The organism is Parerythrobacter jejuensis (genome assembly GCF_039536765.1).
In the GTDB taxonomy this organism is placed as follows: Bacteria; Pseudomonadota; Alphaproteobacteria; order Sphingomonadales; family Sphingomonadaceae; genus Parerythrobacter; species Parerythrobacter jejuensis.
The window spans coordinates 1,105,102-1,128,721 of the sequence record NZ_BAAAZF010000001.1; the positions used below are offsets into that span (position 1 = coordinate 1,105,102).

24 protein-coding genes are annotated in these 23,620 nt (G+C 62.2%); 17 read left to right on the forward strand and 7 right to left on the reverse strand.

Annotated features, from left to right (window positions below):
• Positions 1–51 precede the first annotated feature (51 nt).
• Both ABD653_RS05455 and ABD653_RS05460 read right to left on the reverse strand, forming a co-directional pair.
• Positions 52–654 carry a DUF3617 domain-containing protein gene (locus tag ABD653_RS05455; protein ID WP_160780225.1) on the reverse strand — a complete coding sequence of 201 codons (603 nt, stop codon included), beginning with the start codon at positions 652–654 and terminating at the stop codon, positions 52–54.
• Positions 655–656: 2 nt separating this feature from the next.
• On the reverse strand, positions 657–1,322 hold the full coding sequence (locus ABD653_RS05460) for a DUF3617 domain-containing protein (protein ID WP_160780226.1): 666 nt from the start codon (positions 1,320–1,322) through the stop codon (positions 657–659).
• Here ABD653_RS05460 and uvrB point away from each other — a divergent pair.
• A complete protein-coding gene (uvrB, locus tag ABD653_RS05465) occupies positions 1,321–3,507 on the forward strand; it encodes an excinuclease ABC subunit UvrB (protein ID WP_160780227.1) in 2,187 nt (728 codons plus the stop codon). The genes ABD653_RS05460 and uvrB overlap by 2 nt on opposite strands.
• Here uvrB and ABD653_RS05470 read toward each other — a convergent pair whose 3' ends face one another.
• Positions 3,508–4,209, reverse strand: a complete 702-nt coding sequence (locus tag ABD653_RS05470) for a VOC family protein (RefSeq protein WP_160780228.1) — start codon at positions 4,207–4,209, stop codon at positions 3,508–3,510.
• A 100-nt stretch (positions 4,210–4,309) separates the two neighbouring features.
• Between ABD653_RS05470 and ABD653_RS05475 the strand changes: the two genes are divergently transcribed.
• Together ABD653_RS05475 and ABD653_RS05480 are read left to right on the forward strand one after the other, a co-directional pair.
• Positions 4,310–5,467 (forward strand): alpha/beta hydrolase family protein, encoded by a 1,158-nt coding sequence (locus ABD653_RS05475; RefSeq protein WP_160780229.1) that lies wholly within the window; start codon positions 4,310–4,312, stop codon positions 5,465–5,467.
• Entirely contained in the window at positions 5,464–6,078 is a 615-nt protein-coding gene (locus ABD653_RS05480) for a hypothetical protein (RefSeq protein WP_160780230.1), read from the forward strand. Before ABD653_RS05475 ends, ABD653_RS05480 begins: the two co-directional genes overlap by 4 nt.
• Here the strand turns inward: ABD653_RS05480 and ABD653_RS05485 are convergent.
• The gene (locus ABD653_RS05485; RefSeq protein WP_234032215.1) at positions 5,975–8,128 is read right to left on the reverse strand and encodes a protein-disulfide reductase DsbD family protein; all 2,154 of its coding nucleotides are present in this window, start codon (positions 8,126–8,128) and stop codon (positions 5,975–5,977) included. The two genes, ABD653_RS05480 and ABD653_RS05485, sit on opposite strands and share 104 nt — an antisense overlap.
• A 24-nt stretch (positions 8,129–8,152) precedes the next feature.
• On the opposite strand from ABD653_RS05485, the gene ABD653_RS05490 reads away from it, so the two are divergent.
• A complete protein-coding gene (locus ABD653_RS05490) occupies positions 8,153–9,367 on the forward strand; it encodes an FAD-dependent monooxygenase (RefSeq protein WP_160780231.1) in 1,215 nt (404 codons plus the stop codon).
• 29 nt (positions 9,368–9,396) lie between these two features.
• Here the strand turns inward: ABD653_RS05490 and ABD653_RS05495 are convergent, their stop codons facing one another.
• The 3 genes from ABD653_RS05495 to hemC form a co-directional block, all read right to left on the reverse strand.
• Complete coding sequence (locus ABD653_RS05495) at positions 9,397–10,335, reverse strand: hypothetical protein (protein ID WP_160780232.1); 939 nt, start codon at positions 10,333–10,335, stop codon at positions 9,397–9,399.
• A gap of 61 nt (positions 10,336–10,396) precedes the next feature.
• A complete protein-coding gene (locus ABD653_RS05500; RefSeq protein ID WP_160780233.1) occupies positions 10,397–11,074 on the reverse strand; it encodes a uroporphyrinogen-III synthase in 678 nt (225 codons plus the stop codon).
• Complete coding sequence (gene hemC / locus ABD653_RS05505) at positions 11,071–12,000, reverse strand: hydroxymethylbilane synthase (RefSeq protein ID WP_160780513.1); 930 nt, start codon at positions 11,998–12,000, stop codon at positions 11,071–11,073. The genes ABD653_RS05500 and hemC overlap by 4 nt, the downstream gene beginning before the upstream one ends.
• Positions 12,001–12,069: 69 nt before the next feature.
• Between hemC and tsaD the strand changes: the two genes are divergently transcribed.
• The 13 genes from tsaD (at position 12,070) to ABD653_RS05570 (ending at position 23,576) form a co-directional block, all read left to right on the forward strand.
• Complete coding sequence (gene tsaD / locus ABD653_RS05510; protein ID WP_160780234.1) at positions 12,070–13,104, forward strand: tRNA (adenosine(37)-N6)-threonylcarbamoyltransferase complex transferase subunit TsaD; 1,035 nt, start codon at positions 12,070–12,072, stop codon at positions 13,102–13,104.
• Complete coding sequence (locus ABD653_RS05515; RefSeq protein ID WP_160780235.1) at positions 13,101–14,096, forward strand: NAD(P)H-dependent glycerol-3-phosphate dehydrogenase; 996 nt, start codon at positions 13,101–13,103, stop codon at positions 14,094–14,096. Before tsaD ends, ABD653_RS05515 begins: the two co-directional genes overlap by 4 nt.
• 41 nt (positions 14,097–14,137) lie before the next feature.
• Positions 14,138–15,619: a lipopolysaccharide biosynthesis protein gene (locus ABD653_RS05520; protein ID WP_160780514.1), complete on the forward strand. Its 1,482-nt coding sequence runs from the start codon at positions 14,138–14,140 to the stop codon at positions 15,617–15,619.
• Between the two features lie 86 nt (positions 15,620–15,705).
• The gene (locus ABD653_RS05525) at positions 15,706–17,460 is read left to right on the forward strand and encodes a vWA domain-containing protein (RefSeq protein WP_160780236.1); all 1,755 of its coding nucleotides are present in this window, start codon (positions 15,706–15,708) and stop codon (positions 17,458–17,460) included.
• A 39-nt stretch (positions 17,461–17,499) separates the two neighbouring features.
• Positions 17,500–18,240: an OmpA family protein gene (locus ABD653_RS05530; protein WP_160780237.1), complete on the forward strand. Its 741-nt coding sequence runs from the start codon at positions 17,500–17,502 to the stop codon at positions 18,238–18,240.
• 1 nt (position 18,241) lies between these two features.
• A complete protein-coding gene (locus ABD653_RS05535; protein WP_267904710.1) occupies positions 18,242–18,376 on the forward strand; it encodes a hypothetical protein in 135 nt (44 codons plus the stop codon).
• Between the two features lie 7 nt (positions 18,377–18,383).
• On the forward strand, positions 18,384–18,929 hold the full coding sequence (locus ABD653_RS05540; protein WP_160780238.1) for a hypothetical protein: 546 nt from the start codon (positions 18,384–18,386) through the stop codon (positions 18,927–18,929).
• Positions 18,930–19,007: 78 nt separating this feature from the next.
• The gene (locus ABD653_RS05545; protein WP_160780239.1) at positions 19,008–19,367 is read left to right on the forward strand and encodes a response regulator; all 360 of its coding nucleotides are present in this window, start codon (positions 19,008–19,010) and stop codon (positions 19,365–19,367) included.
• Positions 19,368–19,459: 92 nt separating this feature from the next.
• A complete protein-coding gene (locus ABD653_RS05550) occupies positions 19,460–20,644 on the forward strand; it encodes an acyl-CoA dehydrogenase (RefSeq protein WP_160780240.1) in 1,185 nt (394 codons plus the stop codon).
• Between the two features lie 169 nt (positions 20,645–20,813).
• Positions 20,814–21,470 (forward strand): maleylacetoacetate isomerase, encoded by a 657-nt coding sequence (gene maiA / locus ABD653_RS05555; RefSeq protein WP_160780241.1) that lies wholly within the window; start codon positions 20,814–20,816, stop codon positions 21,468–21,470.
• Between the two features lies 1 nt (position 21,471).
• A complete protein-coding gene (locus ABD653_RS05560; protein ID WP_160780242.1) occupies positions 21,472–22,482 on the forward strand; it encodes a fumarylacetoacetate hydrolase family protein in 1,011 nt (336 codons plus the stop codon).
• Positions 22,482–23,000 carry a DUF421 domain-containing protein gene (locus tag ABD653_RS05565; RefSeq protein ID WP_160780243.1) on the forward strand — a complete coding sequence of 173 codons (519 nt, stop codon included), beginning with the start codon at positions 22,482–22,484 and terminating at the stop codon, positions 22,998–23,000. Before ABD653_RS05560 ends, ABD653_RS05565 begins: the two co-directional genes overlap by 1 nt.
• 51 nt (positions 23,001–23,051) lie before the next feature.
• Complete coding sequence (locus ABD653_RS05570) at positions 23,052–23,576, forward strand: flavin reductase family protein (protein ID WP_160780244.1); 525 nt, start codon at positions 23,052–23,054, stop codon at positions 23,574–23,576.
• Positions 23,577–23,620 lie beyond the last annotated feature (44 nt).

Here is a 23,620-nt window from a genome sequence, read left to right on the forward strand (position 1 = left end):
ATAGGAAACCCAAACCCGCAATGCCATTGCGATGCCGCTGACACCCGATCTTTACTCAGCGGCAGCGGCGGCTGCCTCTGACCGTTTTCGGGCCTCTGCCAACTGGCTTTCCGAACAATCGCCGATCCGCTGCGACTTCACCTTGAAACGCATTTCCATCGAGCCGCCCGGGATTACAGCCATCTCGGCCGTCATATCCATGTCGAGCTCCAGGCTTTCGGACGTCGTTTCACCGGCAAACCCGATATCGGCCTTCGCACCGACTGGACCAGAGCAGGAGAGGTCCGCCACCAGGCGCGGCGCATCCACTTCGAATTTGGCGAACCCGCAGGCCATACCGTTGGAGGCTTCACCGATGGTTTTGAGCATGTCCTCAAAACCCTTCTTGGCCTCTTCCTTGGTCAGGCAATATGGCTGGTCTTCACCTTCCAGGCCGGACAACTGCTCGCGGAAGCGATCAGCCTGCGCGGGTGGCAGGCCCGGCACGTTGAATTCCACCAGCTGGGTTGTGCTGGCATAGAGTCCGGGAGTCGGCCGATCGAGATCGCGCGCCTCACTCAACACCTGGTCGGTCGACAAGGATGGGGTCTCCTCGCACCCCGCGACCAGCAAGGCACATCCTGCCATTGCCAGTGACCGGCCAACACGGTTCATTCTCAGGAGCACTCGCCCACCCGCTCTGACGACATTTTCATTTTCATCTTCATCGATCCACGCGGCAGATCAGCGGACTGCTGGTCCAGCGTCATGGTCAGGTCCTGGCTGGTTTCGGTGATTTTGCCTGCCATTGAAATCGTCCCGGCATTGCCCTTGCCATCGTCGCATTTCATTTCGGAATCGATCGCCCCGGACGACACATCGAAGCGAGTGAATTCGCATTTATTGTTGTCGTCATTGCGCATTTTCCGGATCGCTTCTTCAAAGCCCTTTTCCGCGTCTTCCGGCGTCAGGCAATATCCGACCTGCTGGGTAAAGCCCTGCTCCATAAAGCCGCGGATCATTTGCGATTCTTCGTCCGACATGCCCGGCACTTCAAACTCAACCAGCTCCGCTGTGGTCTGGTATTGCCCGGCCTGCGGCTGGATCATCTCGCTCGCCTGTTCAGCCAGCTCTTCTGCATCCACTGCAGCATCGTCCGCCTCGCCGCTACAGCCTGCCATCACCAACGCCGCGCTGGCCACCAGCATCATCTTCGTTTTCATCGCAAATTCCTCCTGTCCCGTGTTTCGTGGAGAATAGCCGCTTTCGACCAGAAGCCAACCGGCGCGCCACAATTCCTCGCGGTTGTGCACCCGGCCCGGCGGGGCCATATGGTCAGGCATGGCAGAATTGGTGATCAGACGCGGGCTGGAAGAGCCCGATACTTCGGGCGAATTCACTCCGCACAAGCCGGCGCGGCCGGAAAAATCGATGCCCGGCAAGAGGTTCGAGCTGGTCAGCGATTATGAGCCTGCGGGCGACCAGCCGACTGCAATTGCCGAGTTGGTCGAGGGTGTTAAAGAAGGCGAAAAGACGCAAACGCTGCTGGGCGTGACCGGTAGCGGCAAGACCTTCACCATGGCCAAGGTGATCGAGACGGTGCAGCGCCCTGCCCTCATCCTGGCCCCGAACAAGATCCTGGCCGCGCAGCTTTACGGCGAATTCAAGAGCTTCTTTCCCAATAATGCAGTCGAGTATTTCGTCAGCTATTACGACTACTACCAGCCGGAGGCCTATGTCCCGCGCTCCGACACCTATATCGAGAAGGAAAGCTCGGTAAACGAGGCGATCGACCGGATGCGTCACTCTGCCACGCGTTCGCTACTCGAGCGGGACGATGTGATCATCGTCGCTTCGGTTTCGTGCCTGTACGGCATCGGTTCGGTCGAAACCTATTCGGCGATGATCTTCGACATCAAAAAGGATGAAAGCGTCGACCAGCGCGAGCTGATCCGCAAGCTGGTGGCGCTGCAATACAAGCGCAACGATGCCGCGTTCCAGCGCGGCACGTTTCGCGTGCGGGGCGACAATCTGGAGATTTTCCCGAGCCATTATGAGGACATGGCATGGCGGATCAGTTTCTTCGGGGACGAGATCGAGGAGATCAATGAATTCGATCCGCTGACCGGCGAAAAGGGCGCCAGCCTGGAGACGGTGCGGATCTACGCCAATAGTCACTATGTCACGCCCGGCCCGACCATGAAACAGGCCGCCGAAGCAATCAAATTCGAGCTGCAGGAACGGCTCAAGGAACTGCACGAAGAAGGCCAGCTGCTTGAAGCCCAGCGGTTGGAACAACGCACCAATTTCGACCTTGAAATGATCGCGGCGACCGGAAGCTGCAACGGGATCGAGAACTATTCGCGCTTCCTGACCGGCCGCCTGCCGGGTGAACCGCCGCCCACCCTGTTCGAATATCTGCCTGACAACGCGCTGCTGTTTGTCGACGAGAGCCACCAGACAGTGCCGCAGATCGGCGCGATGGCGCGCGGAGACCACCGGCGCAAACTGACCCTTGCCGAATATGGCTTCCGCCTGCCCAGCTGTATCGACAACCGCCCGCTGCGCTTCAACGAGTGGGATGCCATGCGTCCGCAAACCTTCGCCGTGTCCGCCACGCCGGGTGGGTGGGAGTTGGAGCAGACCGGCGGTGTCTTCGCCGAACAGGTCATCCGCCCGACCGGCCTGATCGACCCGCCTGTCGAAATCCGCCCCGTCGAAGACCAGGTGCAGGATTGTATCGAGCAGTGCCGCCAGACCGCCGAGAAGGGTTATCGCACCCTCGTCACCACGCTGACCAAGCGGATGGCAGAGGATCTGACCGAGTTCATGCACGAAGCCGGCCTTCGGGTCCGCTACATGCACTCCGATGTCGAAACGCTGGAGCGGATCGAGCTGATCCGGGATTTGCGGCTGGGCGTTTATGATGTGTTGGTGGGGATCAATCTCCTCCGCGAAGGGCTCGACATACCCGAATGCGGACTGGTGTGCATCCTTGATGCCGACAAGGAAGGCTTCCTGCGGTCCGAAACGTCCCTTGTGCAGACCATTGGCCGCGCCGCGCGTAACGTCGATGGCAAGGTGATCCTTTATGCCGACCGGATCACCGGCAGCATGGAACGCGCGATGGCCGAAACCGATCGTCGCCGCGAGAAACAGCGCGCGTATAATGAAGAACACGGGATCACCCCGCAAACGATCAAGCGCGACATTGCCGATATCGTCGCTCATACTGCGAGCAAGGATGGCGTGGTGATCGACACCGGCGATGACGAGGTCAACAATCTCGTCGGCCACAATCTGCGCGCCTATATCGAGGACCTCGAAAAGCGCATGCGCGATGCCGCCGCCAATCTGGAATTCGAAGAGGCTGGCCGCCTGCGCGACGAAATTCGCAAGCTGGAAGCAGACGAATTGGGCATCCCCGACGAAGACAAGAAAGCGCCCCGTGTGGGCCGCAGCAACGAAGGCAAGCCAGGGACCCGCAAGCTGCGCTACGGCAAAACGCAGCGTAAATTCGGACGGTAACTACTCCGTTGGTTCGTTGACCGGTGGCTCGGCATAGCTGGCCATTTGCCAGATCACCTCGTCAGGCGCGGCGATGACTTGTTTGTAGCGTTCCGGGTCCATTGCCTGATGGGGTTTAGACGGGTCGATTGGCGGCTGGGCCACCTTGCCACCCTCGCCGGCATAGGCAGCAGGCTCAGCGTAGCCAGCCAATTCTTCTGCCGAGATACCGATCTTTTCTGCCGCGCTGGGATCAATCCAGCTGGCCGGGTCGATCGCGCTTTCCGACCATGCCACTTCCAGCACGAGGTTTTCCGGCCCGGCGAAGTAGATCGACTGGCACATGCCGTGATCGATCGGGCCGTAAACATTGACCCCGCGATCCCGGATCCGGTCGCGCATTGCGAGCAGTTGATCACGTTGCTGAACACCCAAGGCGAGGTGCTGCATGGTACCGGGCGCGGAATTGCCGCCGCCCCATCCGGCATGGGTGGCGCCGATCTCGGTCGCGATATCACCCGTGCCGGGCAGCTGAACCAGGCTGAACTGGCAGTCCTGCGATAGCTCCAGAAAGGCGTGAATTCCGCCGGGCACGCCGTGCATGTCGAAGATCGCCACCAGCCTGCAACCGAGGACGTCGGAGAAGAATTCGAGCTGGCTCTTCATATCGGCGGTCATCACCGCAAGATGGTGAATGCCGGTGGGATGCACATTCGCGCTCATTGCTTTGGTCCTCTCACTCGTTCTATTCCGCGTGCATGACCAGAATGCACCAAAGCCCCTCCTATCACAATCGCACCTTCGCCGATCGCGAGCACGCCCGATGAGCGGGCCGATCCGGCATCCCTATGGCGTCGTCTATAAGGAGCAATCCGGCTTCAAGGACGTGTATGGCGGTGCTGGCGGCATGGTCTTCGTCGAGTGCATGCGCATCGCATCCAGCGAAATCCCTGCGAAACGGGCGATTGTGTTTACCCATCCGATCGGCAGCGGGTCCTTCCTGCCGCTGATCACAGCGCTGGCGATGGCGGGGCACGATGTGCTTTACGTAAACCCGCGCTATCGTGGCAATGACACCGCGCTGATCATGGAAAAATGCATCGCCGATCTGGGCGCCGCGCTGAAAGATGCGAAGACGCGGTTCGGCTATGAAGAGTTCATTCTGGGCGGGTGGTCTGGCGGTGGATCAATGTCGCTGTTCTACCAAGACCAGGCCGAGAACCCGACGATCACTCATACGCCCGCGGGCGATCCATACGATCTGACCGCGATGGACTTGCCGCCGGTGGACGGGATCATGCTGCTGGCGGCCCATGTCAGCCGGGCGATCACCCTGACCGAGTGGATAGACCCCTCGATCACTGATGAGAGCATACCGTTCGAGCGTGATCCCCAGCTCAATATCTACGATCCGGCTAACCCCAACCAGCCGCCCTATACGGATGATTTCATCGCCACTTACAAAGCTGCGCAAATCGCGCGAAACCGGCGCATTACCGACTGGGTGCAGGCGGAATTGAAAGCGCTCAAGCAGGCGAGTGAACCCAATGCGGAGCGCGCGTTTGTTGTCCATGGCACAATGGCGAGCCCGTGCTGGACCGATCCGGCGCAGGAGCCCTCTGACCGGCGACCCAACGATTGCTATCTGGGCGAACCCAAAGTCGCCAATGATGGCCCGGTCGGCCTCGCGCGCTTCACCACCTTGCGCAGCTGGTTGTCGCAATGGGGCTATGACACGACCAATGCCGACGGGCTCGGCAATGCCAGCAGGATCACCTGCCCGGTACTGGTCATCAACAACACGGCAGACCTCGCCTGCACGCCCAGCCACGCGCGGCGATTATTCGATGCGGTGGGGCATGGTCGCAAGGAATATCACGATGTGAAGGGCGCCGATCACTATTACATCGAGCGCCCCGATTTGCTGCCCAAAGCGGTGGGCCTGTGCGCCTCGTGGATTGAACGGACCTTCGACGCATGAGGCCTCCGATATTTCTGGCTTGTCTGGCCGCGTTGGCGGCGTGCCAGCCGCCCGCGACTGACGACTATGTCGAACGTATCGCGCTGGAAGAAGGGACCAATTTCGCCAGCGAACCTCTGCCTTCCCCCGATAGCGAAGGCGCGGTGTGGGCGCGCAGCGATACCGAAGATCGCCTGCTCTATGGCATTCCGGGCGATATGCCCTTCCTTGCCATGCAGTGCACCAGCGATGGCGAGGAACCGATGCTAGCCTTTACCCGCTTCTCCCCGGCAGACCGGGGCGCGACAGCTATCATGGCACTGGTCGGAAATTTCCATGTCGCGCGCCTGCCGGTGGATGCGACCTTCAATGGCCGCGCCTGGTTGTGGCAGGGCAGCGTTGCCGCACGCGAGCCGGATATGGATGTTCTGACTGGCCCGCGCAGCGTCGAGGCCACGATCCCGGGCGCCGGATCACTGATCTTGAACCCCAGCCCGCTGTCGCGTGACCTGGTCAACAACTGCCGCGCTATCGGGCGGCCGCAAGATCCCGAGGCGGAAGAGACTGAGACTGAACAGGTCGGGACTGGAGAGCCCGAGACTGGAGAGCCTGAGATTGCTGGGCCAGAGTAACCAAGCTGTCCGGCCCCAGCACTTGTGAAAGCTGGTTCGGCTCCGATGCGCCGGGCGCATACCAGAGATAGAGCGGTACACCCGCTGCACCCTGACCATTCAGGAACTGGGTGATCTCCGGCTGGCGCAACGTCCAGTCTCCGCGCAGCGCGACGACCCCTGCGTCTTCGAATGCTGCCTGGGTCGCGTCGCGCTCGATCGCCACGCGTTCATTCACTTTGCAGGTCAGGCACCAATCGGCGGTGAAATAGACGAACACCGGTACGCCTGACCCGCGCGCCCGTTGCAGAGCCTCGGCCGAAAACGGTTCGGTCACAAGCGTTGCGCTGCTGGTATCGGCAACGGGCGGGGCAAAATTTCGAGTCATCGCCACCACTGTCATGATGGCGACCAGGCTAAACACCGCGATCACGGCTTTGCGCGCCCGCTCGACCCTCATCCTCGCACCCAGCAACAGCGCCACGATCGCGATTGAAGCCGCCGTCAATGCCACGGCTCCAACAGCAAAGCTCATTCCCCCGATCCGCCAGACCAGCCAGATCAGCGCCAAGGCAGTCAGCCCCATGGGCACCGCCAGAACCTTCTTGAACGTCTCCATCCATTGACCCGGCTTGGGTAGGATACGGCGTAGAGCGGGCACAAAGCCCAACAGCAGGAACGGCAACGCCAACCCCAATCCGAGGGCCGCAAAAAGCAACAGGGCGACAGGGGCAGGCAGCAGCAGGGCCGCGCCCAGCGCAGCAGCCATGAACGGCCCGGTGCAAGGCGTCGCCACAAAGGCCGCCAGCAAGCCGGTAGTGAATGCACCTGACGGGGTGCTACCCTGCGAAATCGAGAGGCCGGGCAATTCAAACGCGCCAAGCAGATTGGCAGTAATCAGGCTGGCAAGAACCAGCAGGGCGACAACCACGCCCGGCTCTTGCAACTGGAATGCCCACCCGACTTGCTCTCCTGCCGCGCGCAGGCCCAGCATCACGCCGCCCAGGGCAATACAGGCTAGGATTACGCCGGTAGTGTAGGCCAGCCCTTCCAGCCGCGCTTCGCGCTCACCGCCACCCGCCTTTGCAAGGCTGAGAGCTTTCAGGCTCAGGATCGGGAACACGCAGGGCATCACGTTTAGTATCAGGCCTCCCAGCAAGGCACCGCCCAGCAAGATCCAAAGCGCCGGCAATTCGCTGCCGCGCATCATCAGCCGGGTGCCACCGCTCGGCACATCTCCGGCGCGCGCTTCGAACCGCAGGCCATCGCCATTTCCCAACCGGAGTATCCCTTCGACCAATTCGGGCATTTCCCCTGTCCTGGCGAGCGGGATTTCGGCGATCAGCACGTCCCCTTCGCGGGCAAATCCCTGTGCATCGGCATAATTGACCAGATCGCGGTTGCCGACAAACACATGCGGCTCGCCCACATCGATGCTGGCAGGCAAGGGAATCGCAATCCGCAACAGGCTCGCAGTTTGCTGGAAACGTGCCGCGCTATCCAGTCGGGGCGCGATGGCGCTGCGATATTGGGCAAAAGCAGGATTGGAGGCACCCGACGCGCCAATTGGCACGGTGACCGACAGGCTCGCTTCCTCGGGTACGCAAATCTCGTCCGTACAGGCGAGGTAGAAAGCTTCGACCGAAACCTCCAGCAGGCCCGAACCGGCAAAATCTTCCGCAAGCGTGAGCGGCACGAGGACTGCATAGTCACCTTCGAACACATGATTCATCAAGCCGTCGATCAGTAGCCGCGTCGGTGTCGGATATTGCGGTTCGCCCACGGTGACACCGTCGGGCAGGTCCCATTCCAGCACCATGCCCAGGCCTGCATCGCCGGGATTCGACCAATAGCCATGCCATTCCGGCTTAATCGGGGAGAAGCGCAATGCCAGCGTGCTCTTCTCGCCCGGGGCAACCGGCCCTTCGGCCACCAGGGTCGCACGGATATTGTTGTTCTGCGCGTGCACGCCGGTCGCCATCATGGCTGCCAGCGCCAGTGCGAGGCCAGCCATCAGGCGGCGGAAAGTCCATCTTGCGGAGAGCATCAATTCGGTCCTACTGCGCCCCATCTAATGTCTCAACAAGGGGTTTCCATGTCTGACCGGCGCGACCTTCTGATCCTGGGCGGTGGACTGGTGGGCATGACGCTTGCCCTGGCCGCTGCGAAGCGTGGTTTTTCCAGCCACGTGGTCGATCGCGCTGATCCGGCCGATGTGACGGCAGAGGGTTTTGACGGTCGGGCAACGGCAATCTCCACGGCAAGCTGGAACCTGTTTCGCAATATCGGCCTTGCCGACACGCTCGAACCCCATGGCTGCCCGATCGATTCCATCGCGGTTAGTGACCAGATGAAACCGGGCCGGCTTGATTTCCAGCCCGAGCCACATGAAGATTCGCTTGGGCGGATGTTCGCCAACCGGATGCTGCGGGTTACTTTATTCGAGGCCGCGCGGCAGGAGGAACTGATCACCTGGCACGCTCCGGCAGAGATTGTTGCACGGGAACGCGACGAATTCGGAGTGGCAGCGACGCTGGCCGATGGAACACAGCTGACCGCGTCGCTGATGGTCGCTGCCGAAGGCCGGGGCTCCCCCACCCGTGAGGAAGAAGGCCTGTCGATGGCGAAGTGGGATTACAGCCACCGCGCCATTATCGTCGGGCTCGACCATGAGAAACCGCATGACAATGTGGCGTGGGAAATCTTCTATCCCGATGGTCCGTTCGCCCTCCTCCCTGTGCTCGACGCACCCGATGGTACCCATCGCAGCGCGTTGGTCTGGACGGTCGCGGAAGAAGACGCCGAGGGAGTGCTGAAACTGTCAGACCACGCGTTCAGGGCAGAGGTCGAAAAGCGTATGGATAGCCTGTTCGGCTCCATCAGCCTCAACAGCCCGCGCTCCTCCTACCCGCTCAGCTTCCAGCATACTGCGAAACTGATCGGCAACCGGCTCGCGCTGATCGGCGATTCCGCTCACGGGATGCACCCGATTGCCGGGCAGGGCCTCAATCTGGGGCTGCGCGATGTCGGGGCACTGGTGCAGGTTCTCGAAGATGGCCGCAAGATCGGGCTCGAACCCGGCGATGCCCAGATGCTCAAGCGTTACGAGGAATGGCGCGCTCTCGATTCGATCATGGTGATGTCAGCAACCGACGGGCTCACCCGCCTGTTCGGCATTCCCGGCAAGGCCGCCTCCGCCATCCGCCGCATTGGCATGGCGGGCGTCCAGCGCACCTCAGCACTCAAGAGTTTCTTCATGGATGAAGCGCGCGGCGTAACCGGCGAAAGGCCGGAATTGCTACGCCACTGATTTTGCGGTTCGCTCGGTCTGCGTCGCGCTTAGTTCCCCGCAGGTGCGACTTCCTGAACCGGACTGGGCTGGCCAATGCGGTTCCCTGCCCCGTCGCGAAGACGACGCGGCTCGAGCACGGCGGAGGTCTCAATCAAGTCCAGGGCCCGCTGGGTGGCGGCGTAGCGACGCATATCGGCGATCCAACGCTCCGCTCGCTCGGCACCGGGCATATTCTGCACTTCTTCGATAGCGGCTTCGTAGCGCCCGCTTTCCAGAAACAGCCGCGCCCGATCGAGCCGCCTGACCGGCTGGGGCGACGGAGAATCCTCGCGCCGGACCACGAATAACTGGCTGATTTCGCGCCGTAACCGGTCTAGGCTCGGCTCTTCGCTCGAATTGCGCAATTCAGGCTCCAACCCCTCCAATCGTGCGATTAGCTGGTCCATAGTCACCGGATCGCGGGACATGCTGACGACGGTGCGCACGGCATTCGGCAACGCATCACCGAACCTAAGCCGCAATTGGTCCGCCAGGAAACCCAACTCCGCGCCACGTTCAATCGCGCGCCGTGTGGCAAAGGCGATCAACAGACCCTCGGCACGCGCTGCATTCCCCGCTGCCGCTTGCGCTTGCAGATCCAGTCGGGCCAAACGCTGCTCGGCGGCTGCCAGGCGTTGATCGATCCCGCCCTGTTGCTCGGCCACCCGCTCGACGGCCGCTTCTGCAGCCTGCTCGACAGCGGCAGCGGAGGCCTGGGCACTGGGGGTCGCGTCCGGTTCTTCGTCGGCCTCCGGTTCGGCTGCGGCCAGCGCCGTTTCCGAATCTTCTGCAGCGACTTCAATCGCTTCTTGTTGGGCGCCGCTGAAATTTGGGCGCCACCACATATAGCCAAGCACTGCGGCGCCGATCAGGGCGACCAGCAGCACGACGCCGGCAACGGCCCGGAAGGAGCCGCCCAGCTTGGGCTGCGAAAACATATCGTTCATTCGTATCCGTTCTTTGACCCGGTTGCCGCGCTTTACCCGCGATCTATCGTGGTATGCGCCCTCAATGGCACAGGTTTCCGGCCAAATCCAACAAAGCAGCATCGCTGGGGCCGTCTGCGACGTGGACAGAGCGCCACCCGTCGCCGATGTTTTCGAGGATGCGAGGTGCCATGGCCGCGATGTCGACCCTGCTGCGATCAACGCCCAGACGCGTGCATTCTTCGGCGAAATGTCTACCTGCCTCGCCCGAATGCAGCAACACAATCGCACCGCCGGACAGCAAGCCGGCCTGATCGGCGGAGAGGCGACGATATTGCACGCGGTACACGACGCAGCTGTCGAGCGTCAGGTGGGCTGGCACATCCAGCGCAACATGCACTTCCCCGGCCAGCCGCAGCAAGTGCCTCGGTTCGCCTGGCAGAGTGTCGATCAGGTCTTGTAAGCCGCCCGATCCGACATGCTCCACCTGTAACCCGGCCTCCTGGGCCAGTTTCGCTGTGGTCGCGCCGACGGCCAGCACCGGAAGGTGCGAGACCTTGTCCAGCTCCTTGCCCGCGTGGCGGACCGCGTTGGCGCTGCCAATCAAAAGGCCGTCAAAGGGTTTGGCGGGCGCGGACCAGGTGACCGGCTCGACGCTGCTAAGAGCCATCCCCTTCGCTTTCAATCCAGCCTCAAAGGCCGCGACAAGCGTCGCGGTCAGGCCCGGCTCCGGGCGTAATACGAATATCGGAACGCTCATGCTGGGGGTCCGAACACCGCCTGCGTTGCCGGCCCGGCCTTCGCCAGCAAATCTTCAGCGAAAGCGGTGACGGTTCCGAGGTCATCAGCATCCACGGTGATTTTTCCATCGGTGCGCTCCGTTCCGTCGGGGCTGAACAGGGTCGCCGAGATGATGATGCGCGCGCCGTCTGCGGTGGCGAGAACGGCAATCGGGCTGTGGCAAGTGCCGCCGAGCCCCGCGAGCAAGGCCCGCTCGGCTAGCACTTCCGCCTGCGAAGGCGCATGATTGATGGCTTCGAGCAATGCGATCGTGCGGGCAGCATCGCTGCGGCATTCGAGCCCGATCGCCCCTTGCGCAGGTGCAGGCAGCCAATGGTCGCACGCCAGCGGTGTGCCGATGCCTTCTTGCCCCAGACGTTCGAGGCCCGCTGCCGCAAGCAAGGTCACATCCGCCTCGCCAGCCTCCAGCTTGCCCAGACGGGTGGCTACATTCCCGCGAAAGGTGACGATCTTCAGATCGGGGCGATGGTGCAGCATCTGGGCGGCACGGCGCGGCGCGCTTGTTCCGATAACAGCACCGGTGGGTATCGCGGCGATGCTGTCGGCCCCGATCAGCACATCACGCCGGTCTGCGCGCGGCAATATGGCGGCGATATGGAGGCTGTCGGGGCGGATCGTCTCGACATCCTTCATCGAATGAACCGCCGCGTCGATCCGGTCTTCGGCCAGCCACGCATCCAGTTCCTTGGTCCACAGTGCCTTGCCACCGATTTCTGCCAGTGGCCGGTCCTGGATCTTGTCCCCGCTTGCCACCACCGGGACCAGCTCGACCGCGCTCTCGTCCCAGCCATGGGCTTCGCACAAGCGGCGGCGAGCCTCCTCGGCCTGCACCATGGCAAGCGGAGATTGGCGTGTTCCAAGGCGAAGGATCGGTGTGTCAGTCATTGTATCAGTCGTCGTATCAGGCATCGGGCGCGCTTGCCCTAGCCCCGGCATCGGCTAAGGGGAAGCCGCATGGGGATAGTCCTCGGCATAGAATCGAGCTGCGACGAAACAGCGGCAGCGTTGGTGACCACCGACCGCCGCATTCTGGCGCAGAGAATCGCCTCGCAGGACGAGGCGCATGCTCCCTATGGCGGGGTAGTGCCGGAAATTGCCGCACGCGCCCACGCGGAGCGGCTTGCCCCATTGATCGACGAGGTGATGCAGGAGGCCGGGCTCGAATTCGCAGACCTTGATGCGATTGCCGCCACCGCCGGCCCGGGATTGATCGGCGGCGTCATGGTCGGTCTGGTCAGCGCCAAGGCCCTCGCGATGGCGGCAGACAAGCCCCTGATCGCCATCAATCATCTCGAAGGCCACGCGCTCAGCCCGCGTCTTGCCGATGCTGATCTGGACTTCCCCTACGCCTTGCTGCTCGTCTCTGGCGGGCATTGCCAGATCCTGCACGTGGAAGGCGTGGGGCAGTATCGCCGCCTGGCCACAACGATCGACGATGCGCTGGGCGAAGCATTCGACAAGTCGGCCAAGATATTGGGCCTTGGCTATCCCGGCGGCCCTGCGGTCGAGCGGCTCGCGCTGGAAGGCGATCCACAGGCCGTCCCACTGCCCCGCCCGCTGCTGGGCAGCAAGGAACCGCATTTCTCCTTCGCCGGACTGAAAAGCGCGGTCATGCGGGCCAAGGATAGCGACCAGCATGTCGACGCCGATATCGCCGCCAGTTTCCAGCAGGCCGCGATCGATTGCGTGCTGGACCGGCTGAAGGCGGCACTGGATGCCAAAACACCACTCCCTGCCCTGGTTGTCGCTGGCGGGGTTGCAGCCAACCAGGCGATACGGGGAGCCCTGGAAGGGTTCGCCGCCGAACGTTCCATGCGGTTTGTCGCACCACCGATGGCATTGTGCACGGATAATGCTGCCATGATTGGCTGGGCAGGCTGTGAACGGCTAAAGACTGGCCAGAGCGACCCGCTCGATTTCCGCGCCCGGCCACGTTGGCCGCTGGACCCGGATGCCGAGCCGGTGCGCGGGGCGGGAGTAAAGGCATGAGCGCACAGGTGGCAGTAATCGGTGGCGGAGCCTGGGGCACGGCGCTCGCGCAAATGCTGGCGAGCGACGGGCGCGCTGTGATCCTGTGGGCGCGCGAGCCCGAAGTGGTGGAGAATATCAACACCTACCACCGCAACGACCATTTCCTGCCAAACGCCTTGCTGGCCGAAACGATCACGGCCACCGGCACCATCGAAGATCTACGCGGTATTCCGGTCGTCCTGGTGGTGACCCCGGCGCAACATATGGGCGCGGTTTTGGCGCAATTGCCTGACCAGCCGCGCGACCTCGTCTTGTGCAGCAAAGGCATCGAACAAAGTAGCGGCCGCCTGATGAACGATGTCGCCTCCCAGGCGTGCCCGCGAAGCACGGTCGCGGTGCTGTCCGGCCCGACCTTCGCTCATGAAGTCGCCGATGGCCTCCCGACCGCGGTGACGCTGGCATGCAGCGGTGGCGAAACGCAGTGGGACCGGCTCTCCCCCGAAATCGCCCGTATTGCCTTCCGGCCCTATTATTCCTTCGATGTGGCCGGCGCTGAAATCGGCGGCGCGGTCAAGAACGTGCTCGCCATCGCCTGCGGTGTCGTCGACGGGCTCGGGCTGGGCCAGAATGCGCGCGCCGCATTGATCGCGCGCGGCTATGCTGAAATGCTGCGCTTCGGCGAGTCCTACGGGGCCAAGGCTGAAACGCTTGCGGGCCTGTGTGGCCTGGGTGATCTCGTCCTGACCTGCTCGTCTGTCTCCAGCCGCAATTTCTCGCTTGGCAAGGCATTGGGCGAAGGCCAGTCCGCTACTGATTTGATGGCCGACCGCAAGACTGTCGCCGAAGGCGCGCATACCGCGCCCGTGTTGGCAGAACTCGCGCGGACCCGCGGAATCGCCATGCCAATCGTGGATGCGGTAAATATGCTGCTGACTGGTTCAAGCGCGGGTGAAGTCGTCCAGCAATTGCTCGCCCGTCCGCTGAAGCGCGAGCAGGAAAGCAAGGCGTGAGCGACACGAGCCATACTCCGGCAGACGATCACTCGGGCGACATGGCAGCGCTCGCCAAGGGTGGACGTACCAATTTCTTCGGCTTCATCTTGCGGTTGGTCGCGCGCCTGCCATTCCTGTTTCTCGCTGGTCGTCTCTACGGCGCCGACGCGGTGGGGCGTTTCGCCTCGGCCTTGATCGTGGTCGAACTGCTCGCCCTGGTCTGTTCGATGGGTGAAAAGCGCGGGCTGGCCCAGCGCCTGGCCGAGAGCGAAGAGCACCAGGCCAACCTTGTCCTCGATGGATTCCTGGTTGCCCTGATGCTCTCGGCAATTGTCGCGACGATCCTGTGGATCTTCCCGCAGCCGATGTTCCCGAACGGCATGAACAGCGAACTCGACATCCTGCTCGTCATTGCCATTCCAGGTTACGCGCTGACCGAAATCGCCCTCGCCGCGCAGGCTTACAAGTTCGACATTGCGACCACGGTCCGGGCACGTGCGGTGGTGGAGCCGTGGACGATCTCGATCCTTGCCGGCGTGCTCTATTTCACCATTCCCGATGAAGGGCTGGCCTTCGCCTATATCGGATCGATCTATGCCGGATTGCTGACCGCGCTCTGGCCGTTCCTGAAGACGTATGGGGCACCGCGCGGCTGGAGGCCGCATCCGAGCCACATGTGGCGTATGCTCACCCGCGCTCTGCCGCTTGCCGCCACCGATGCAGTGGAATGGGGCACGCGGCGGCTCGACATCTTTATTCTCGGCTTCTTCGCATCCCCGGCAGCGGTCGGGATCTACTACATGGCGCAGCAGGTCGCGAGCTTGCCGCAAAAGCTGAAGACCAGTTTCGAACCCGTGCTCGGCCCGGTCATCACCAAGAATTTGAAGGTCAAGAATTACGCCGCGATTGCCAAGCAGGTGTGCCAGGTCGGGTTCTGGATCATTGCCGCCCAAGCCGGGATTGCGCTGGCTCTGGGCATCCCGGGCGAAGCGGTGATGGGCCTGATCGGGCCGGAATTTGTCGGCGGTACGGGTGCGCTGGCATTCTTGCTGGCGGCAGAGGTCGTGGCCGCCACCGCCGTCGTTTCGGAAGCGGCGCTAGTTTATATGGCGCGCGTCCGGAACATGTGGATCTCGCTCGCCACGATTGGCTTGCAGGCCGCGCTAACCGTGGGCGCCTTGCTAGTGATCGAACGGTTTGCCTGGGGCGACGGGTTCATGGCCGCAGGGGCAGCCGTTTCGCTGATGATCGCACTCGGCGTCGCATCGCTGGTCAAGGCCGTGCTCCTCAGCCGCATCCTGGGGCATCGGGTCAACAATTGGCGCTGGGCCCTGCTCTGGGCCATAGGGCCTGCGGTGCTCGTCGGCTGGGGCGCGACATTCCTGCCCGAATGGCTCGAGCTGCTGATTGGTATCCCGCTGATCCTGGGCACCTATGGCTTCATCATCTGGCATCGCGGCTTCGGGCCCGAGGACCGCGTATTGTTCCGCAAGAACATCGGCGGAAACGAAGCGGAATCAGAGACTTCGCAGCAAGCTTAAACTTCCTGACCGAAACATTCAGAGAGCATTCACGCGACTCGCCGATGCTCTGGCACGGGTTACAGAATGTTTGGGAGGACTGCCGAATGCGTATCGCCCGTTTCGCCACCGTGAGTGTGTTGGCCATGGCTCTGGCCAGTTGTGCCGGATCGTATGAAGAAGGCGACCGTGTCGGTTCGACCGGGAAAGGCAACGATACCGCTGTCGCGCCGCCGCCCCCGCCGCCACCTCCACCTCCACCGCCGGCTCCTTCGCCGGCCTATCTGGCAGAATCGCAAGCGATCATGGTCACTGGCTCCCGAGTGCGCGGAGCGCCCATGGCGGACCAAGCAGCAACCACGCCGGACCCGCAGACGGCCGTTGCGCCCGGAGATACGAAGTACCGCTATTTCCCGCCGGTTTTCGTGCCCCGCCCGGTCGACCGCGAACAATATGATGGCGAGGAAGTTTCGCCGGTCAAAGTTTCCTCCGCAGAGCCGGTTTCGACTTTCTCGGTCGATGTCGATACCGGGGCCTACGCCAATGCACGCCGGTTCCTCAGCCAGGGGCAAATGCCGCCCAAGGCAGCTGTGCGGACCGAGGAATTCATCAATTACTTCCGCTACGACTATGATCGCCCCAGCGACCGTTCGCAGCCCTTCACTGTCAATCTGGATGCGGCGCGCACGCCGTGGAATGCCGACACCCGTCTGATCCGCATTGGCCTGGCCGGATATGACCTGCCCCGCGCTGAGCGACCGCCGGTTAATCTGGTGTTCCTGATGGACGTTTCGGGATCGATGGGGCAGCCGGACAAGCTGCCGCTGGTCAAGACAGCGCTGTCGGGCCTGGCCGGTGAATTGAAACCGCAGGACAAGGTATCGATCGTTGTCTATGCGGGCGCTGCGGGTCTGGTTCTGGAACCGACCAGCGACACGCGCCAGATCCGTGCTGCGCTGGAAAGCCTCTCTGCCGGGGGTTCGACCGCCGGGGGCGCCGGGATCAAGCTTGCGTACCAGATCGCAGAGGATAACCGGATCGAAGGCGGCGTGAACCGCGTAATCCTGGCCACCGATGGTGATTTCAATGTCGGCGTGCAGAGCCGTGATGCATTGGTCGAACTGGTCGAGAAGAAACGCGATTCCGGGATAACCCTCACCACGCTGGGTTTTGGCACCGGCAATTACAACGAAGCGATGATGGAGCAGATCGCCAATCACGGGAACGGCAATTACGCCTATATCGACAGCGCTCTCGAGGCTCGGAAGGTCTTGGGCGAAGAAATGCAGTCGACCCTGTTCACCATCGCCAAGGATGTGAAAATCCAGGTCGAATTCAATCCCGCCGTTGTCAGCCAATACCGGCTGGTCGGGTATGAGAACCGTGCCCTGCGCGAGGAAGATTTCGACAATGACGCCGTGGATGCAGGCGACATCGGTGCCGGTCACCAGGTAACAGCGATTTACGAAGTCGTGCCTGCAGGAACCAAGGGATGGATCGGCCCGCGCCGCTATGAAGAGAAGCTGGCCAGTGCCGCGACCGATCGAGCCAACGAAGCCGCTTATGTCAAACTGCGCTACAAAATGCCCGATGGCGAAACGTCGAAACTGATCGACTATGTCCTGCCGGCCAGTACTTTGCGCGCGGCCACGGCTCCGCGCGGCGATTTTGCCTTTGCCACGGCTGTGGCCGGGTTCGGGCAGAAACTGCGTGGTGACCCGTTGCTGGGCCGCTTCTCCTACGGTGACCTTGCCAGCCTCGCTGGCAGCCAGGACAATTTCTGGCGGCAGGAATTCGTCAAGTTGACATCGCTGGCCAGCGGGATGCAGCGCGAGGCGAGCGAAGCGGTCGGGGGTAACTGACCCCTTCCAAGCGCCGCCAGCGATGGCTAGGGATGTCGGGTGAGAATTCGCCCGACCATCGCCATCGCCGCCGGCGCGCTGCTGACCGCCTCGCTCGCTTTCGTGGGCGCGGGAAACAGCGCGCAGTCGATCGCGAACGCGCTGTCGCGTCAGGCTGGTGAAATGGCCAACTCCGTCGCAGCCGATGCCGTGACAATCCGCTTCGCCTCGCAGGAAGGCTGGGCCAGCCGGCACGCAATGCTCTCCCCCGTGGGTGACCTGGACGAGGGCACACGGGCTGACATTGCCACGGCGATTGCGACCATCCCGGGTGTCGGCGGGGTCCACTGGACCGACGGGACAATGTTGGCCGAGGCCGGGGAAATCCCTTTCGCATCAATGCAATGCCAGGATGATGTGCAAGCTATTCTGGAAGCGCGTACGATCCGGTTCGAAGAATCAAGTTCTGCCCTGGCGGCGGGCGGCACCGAATTGCTGGACGAGGTTGCGGCAGCCCTGCGCCCTTGTGTCGGGGCGATTATCGCGGTGAACGGCCACACGGACAACTCGGGTGACGAACCGGCCAATATCGTGCTGTCGCAACGGCGGGCCGCCACGATCGAGCGCGGCCTGGTTGCGCGCGGCATTCCAGAGGAGAACCTGCGCACCCAGGGTTTCGGCTCTGCGCAGCCGGTCGAGGGTCTCGACTCCGCCGATCCAGCCAACCGCCGGATCGAGTTTTCCGTCGTCGCCAAGGTTCCGCTGCGCCCTACCCCTGTCGACACGCCGGGAGCCCGTTGAGATGCCGATCTGGTTCGAACTGATGGTGCTGCTGCTGTTCACTTACGCAATGGGTCTTGGCATCGGTTGGGGCCTGTGGGGCCGGTCCGGCACAGCGCCTGAGCCCGACGAAGTTTCTGACACTCCGAAAGGATAGTTTTCGCATGATCGAATTGGTCGAAGCCAATTGGCCCTATTTCCTCGCCGCACTGCTGATCGGCATCGCGGTTGCGTGGTTCATTTTCGTCGCCTCGCGCAAGACCAAGATTGCCCGTGACAGCGCAGAGGCTGCACAAGACAAACCCGCCACCCGCAATCAGGCGTTGATCGATGCAGAGCCGGTGGCCAAACGCGATGTGCCCGTACCCGAAGTGCCGCCGGTCGGGCTGGCCGGTGCCGGACCCGCTGTCGCCGCCGCTGCACAAAACGCGCAGGAGGAAACCGCAGCACCAACAACAGATTCGCCCGCATCCGGCGACGACCTGACCCGGATCAAGGGCGTCGGATCCAAACTGGTCGTGTTGCTGAAGGAAAACGGCGTCACCAGCTTTGCCCAGATTGCCGATTGGAGCGAAGCCGAGATCGATGCGATTGACGACAAGCTGGGCCGCTTTTCCGGGCGGATCCGCAGGGATGACTGGGTCAAACAGGCCAAATTGCTCGCCGCTGGCGATACGCAAGGCTACGAGTCGCAATTCGGGAAGCTATAGTTTACCCTCCGTCACGGAACCTCTGCGGCGTTTGGCCATTGAGAATCCAGCGGGACCAACCCGCAGTGGGGAAGATGGATGGATAGACCGGTAGTTTTGGTGGCCGAAGATGAAGGGATCATCGGCATCGACCTGTGCGACACAGTGGAAGAAGCAGGCTTCGAAGTAGAAGGGCCTGTTCCCGACGTGGCATCTGCCATGCTGGCCTTCCAGAAACGCAAGCCCGATGTGGCCATCCTCGACGTGCAATTGGGTGACGGCAATGTCTTCCCGCTTGCGGAAAAGCTGATCGCCGAAGACGTGAAGGTGATCTTCCATTCCGGCAATTACACGCTGGAGGAAATGGAAACGCGCTTCCCGCAGGCAACCGCATTGTCCAAGCCTTGCCCGCCGCAAACCATGCTGGCGAATGTGCAATCGGCGCTCAACGCAGACTAACTAACGCGGTCACGGGTGCCCCCTGTGCGAAGTGTGGTCTTGAAGCCGGAACCTGCACCTGCGAAAGGGCGCTCCTGATCTAAGGAGTTTCCATGGCAGGCATGGCCAAGTTTACCTGGGACGATCCGTTCCGGCTCGAAGACCAACTCACCGAAGAAGAACGCATGATCCGCGACGCGGCGCATGGTTTCGCGCAAAGCGAGCTGCAGCCGCGCGTTACCGATGCCTATCGCGAAGAAACATCGGCGCCCGAACTGTTCCCGCTGATGGGCCAGGCCGGGATGCTGGGGGCCACGGTGCCCGAAGAATATGGCGGCGCAGGCGCAAGCTATGTCGCCTATGGCCTGATCGCGCGCGAGATTGAGCGGGTCGACAGTGGCTATCGCTCCATGGCCTCTGTCCAGTCCAGCCTCGTGATGTACCCGATCCATGCCTATGGTTCGGAAGAACAGCGTCGGAAATACCTGCCCGGCCTCGCCAGTGGTGAGCTGATCGGCTGTTTCGGGCTGACCGAGCCGGATGCGGGTTCTGATCCCGGCGGCATGCGCACATACGCCAAGAAAGACGGCAGCGATTACGTCATTTCGGGCGCGAAGACGTGGATCTCCAACTCTCCTTTCGCCGACGTTTTTGTCGTCTGGGCGAAGAGTGAAGAACACGGCGACGGCATTCGCGGTTTCATCCTCGAAAAAGGGATGGAGGGCCTTTCCGCGCCCAAGATCGAAGGCAAACTGAGCCTGCGGGCCAGCACCACCGGCATGATCATGATGGACGAAGTGCGCGTGCCCGAGGACGCCCTGTTGCCCAATGTGCAAGGGCTAAAAGGGCCATTCGGCTGCCTCAACCGCGCACGCTATGGCATTAGCTGGGGCAGTATGGGCTCGGCCGAATTCTGTTTCCACGCAGCGCGCCAATATGGCCTCGACCGGCACCAGTTCGGGGTACCGCTTGCCTCCAAGCAGATTTACCAGCTCAAGCTCGCCAACATGATCACCGATATCGGCATGGGCCTGCAGGCGTCCTTGCGCGTTGGCCGCCTGATGGATGAGGGCGAGTTTGCGCCGGAGATGATCAGCATCGTCAAGCGCAACAATGTCGGCAAGGCGCTGGAAATCGCCCGCCACGCGCGCGACATGCATGGCGGCAACGGCATCAGCGAGGAGTACCAGGTGATCCGTCACATGGTGAACCTGGAAACGGTCAATACCTATGAAGGCACGCATGATGTCCACGCACTGATCCTGGGCCGGGCGATTACCGGACTGGCGGCGTTCTGAGCGTGCCCGCGACGCGGCAGCTATCCTACTTTGCCAAGGATAGGTATGAAGGGCTGATGACCACGCGACCCCCCTCCCCTACTCCGCATATTGCAATGCGGTCCGGGGAAGGGATTTTGTTTCCCAGGACTGTGTTCCAAGTGTTCCATCGCGTAGGATTTGCACCGGTATGAAGCTCTATGGCTACTTCCGCAGCTCGACCAGCTATCGCCTCCGCTGCGCGCTGGAGCTGAAGGGGCTCGCGTACGAAAACGTGCCGGTGAACCTGCTGAAGGCGGAGCAAAAGGGCGAGGCTTTCACAGCCCGCAATGCTTTTGGCAGCGTTCCGATGCTGGAAACCGAAACCGGCGACAAGGCGCAATCGATGGCCATTTTGGAATGGCTGGATGAAGCCTATCCCGACCAGCCGTTGCTGCCTGCTGATCCGGAGCAACGTTACGTCGCACGCGAGCTTGCCTACGCCATCGCGACCGAGCTGCACGCGCCACTCAATCTGCCCGTGCTCAAGTGGCTGAAAGAGGAATACGGCAAGTCGCAAGAGGAAGTGGACAGGTGGTATCGCCATTGGCTTGCCCGGACGCTGGAACCGCTCGAGCAACGGCTTGGACAGCTCGGCGCCGGAGACTTCCTGTTCGATCGCCCGGGCTTCTTTGAAGCAGTGCTGATGCCGCAAATGTATAATGCCCGGCGGTTCGCTTTCGACTTTGCCGACAAACCGCATATGACCCGGATCGAGGCGGCCTGCCTCGCCGAGCCCGCCTTCCAGCGCGCCCATCCCGATGCCCAAAGCGACAACCCAGACAACCCGGAAAACAAGGATAGCTGACATGAAGCTCGCCACCCTCAACGACGGAACTCGCGACGGCAAACTGGTCGTCGTATCGAAGGACATCACCCGCTATTGCGCCGCCGACAATATCGCGCCGACACTGCAGGCCGCGCTCGACAATTGGGACCAGGTGGCGCCCAAGCTGGAAGCGCTTTACCGCGATGTCGAGCACCAGACAGTGCCGTGCGAACGTTTCCACGAGCGCGAGGCGCATTCGCCGTTGCCGCGCGCCTATCAATGGGCCGATGGCAGCGCCTATATCAACCACGTCGAGCTGGTGCGCAAAGCGCGCGGAGCCGAAGTGCCCGAAAGCTTCTATCACGATCCGCTGATGTATCAGGGCGGCTCGGACGATTTCCTGCCGCCACGCGCCGACATCCCGTTGGGTGACACAGCTTGGGGCTGCGATATGGAGGGCGAAGTCGCCGTCATCACCGATGACGTGCCGATGGGCGTGAGCGCGCAGGATGCCGCCGGTCACATCAAGCTGGTGATGCTGGTCAACGACGTATCGCTGCGCGGCCTGATCCCGGGTGAGCTGGCCAAGGGCTTCGGCTTCTTCCAGTCCAAGCCGGCCAGCGCCTTTTCGCCCGTGGCCGTAACCCCGGACGAGCTCGGCGATGCGTGGCAGGACAGCGTGATCAAGCTACCGCTCAATGTCGATTACAACGGGGCGCCGTTCGGCCGTGCCAATGCCGGCGTCGATGCCACTTTCAACCTCGCGCAGCTGGTCGCCCATGCGGCCAAAACCCGCAATCTGGGAGCCGGTGCAATCATCGGTTCGGGTACGGTGTCCAACCAGGATGCCGACGGCGGGCCGGGCAAGCCTGTTTCGGAAGGGGGCCTTGGCTATAGCTGCATCGCGGAAATTCGCATGATCGAAACCATTGCCGATGGTGAGGCCAAGACCCGCTTCATGGCACCGGGTGACAGTGTGAAAGTGTGGATGGACGACAGCGAGGGCCACTCGATCTTCGGCGCAATCGAACAGAATGTGGTGCAGGCCTGATGTTCGTCGACGCGACCTGGCCTGACGCGCTGCTGCGAGGATTTCTTCTCTCGGGAATCGGTTTGTCCTATGTGGTCTTCCTGGTCCGCGTTCTCGGGCTGCGATCTTTTTCGAAGATGACCAATTTCGATTTCGTCATGACGGTCGCGAGTGGCTCGCTATTGGCTGGCGCCGCACAAGCAACCGACTGGACCGGGTTCGTGCAGCCGATGGTGGCCATGACAGGACTCTTTACGGCCCAATGGACCCTGGCTCGCTGGCGCAAGAATTCCGACAGCTTCGAACAGGCCATGCAGAACAACGCTGTGCTGTTGATGCGCGACGGCGAGTTCTGCGAGAAAGCAATGGACGAAGAACGGGTCAGCAGGTCCGATGTGGTAGCCAAATTGCGCGAGGCCAACGTCCTCGAATTGTCGAAGGTGCGCGCCGTGGTGCTCGAAACAACCGGCGATGTCTCGGTCATGCACGGTGACGTGCTCGAAGATCGGATCATCGAGAATGTGCGTTCGGTAGACTGATGGTCCTAAAGCTCCCTTTCGCTGGATTGCCAGCGTGCTATCGGCATCCCGGTGACCGATAATCATCACTCTCTTCCTGCCCGGACCTATCACGAGGGTGACGATACGCGCGCCCTGCGCGATGCCTTTGGCTGTTTCGCGACCGGAGTGACGATTGTCACGACCGCAGCGCCCGATGGCTCACCGGTCGGCCTGACTGTCAGCAGCTTCGCCTCGGTCAGTCTTGATCCGCCGTTGCTGCTGGTCTGTCCGGCCCGCAACGCCGGCAGCGCAAACCTGCTCGAAACCGCTGAGAGTTTCGCGGTCAATGTCCTGGGCAGCGAGGACAAGGATCTCTCGACCCGCTTCGCCATGAAGGGGGCCGATCGCTTTGTCGAAGGGGATTGGGCGACAAGTGAGCTGGGCAACCCGGTCTTGCAGCGGGCGCTGGCGACATTCGAGTGCCGCCGCCACGCAATCCATGACGGCGGCGACCATCTCGTCCTGATCGGCCGGATCCTGCATGCCCGCTATCACAGCGAGGATGACCCGCTGCTCTATTACCGCAGCCAGTATCGCGGCATCCACATCGACTGATACGAAAAAGGGCGGAGCCGAAGCCCCGCCCCAATTCCGGATTA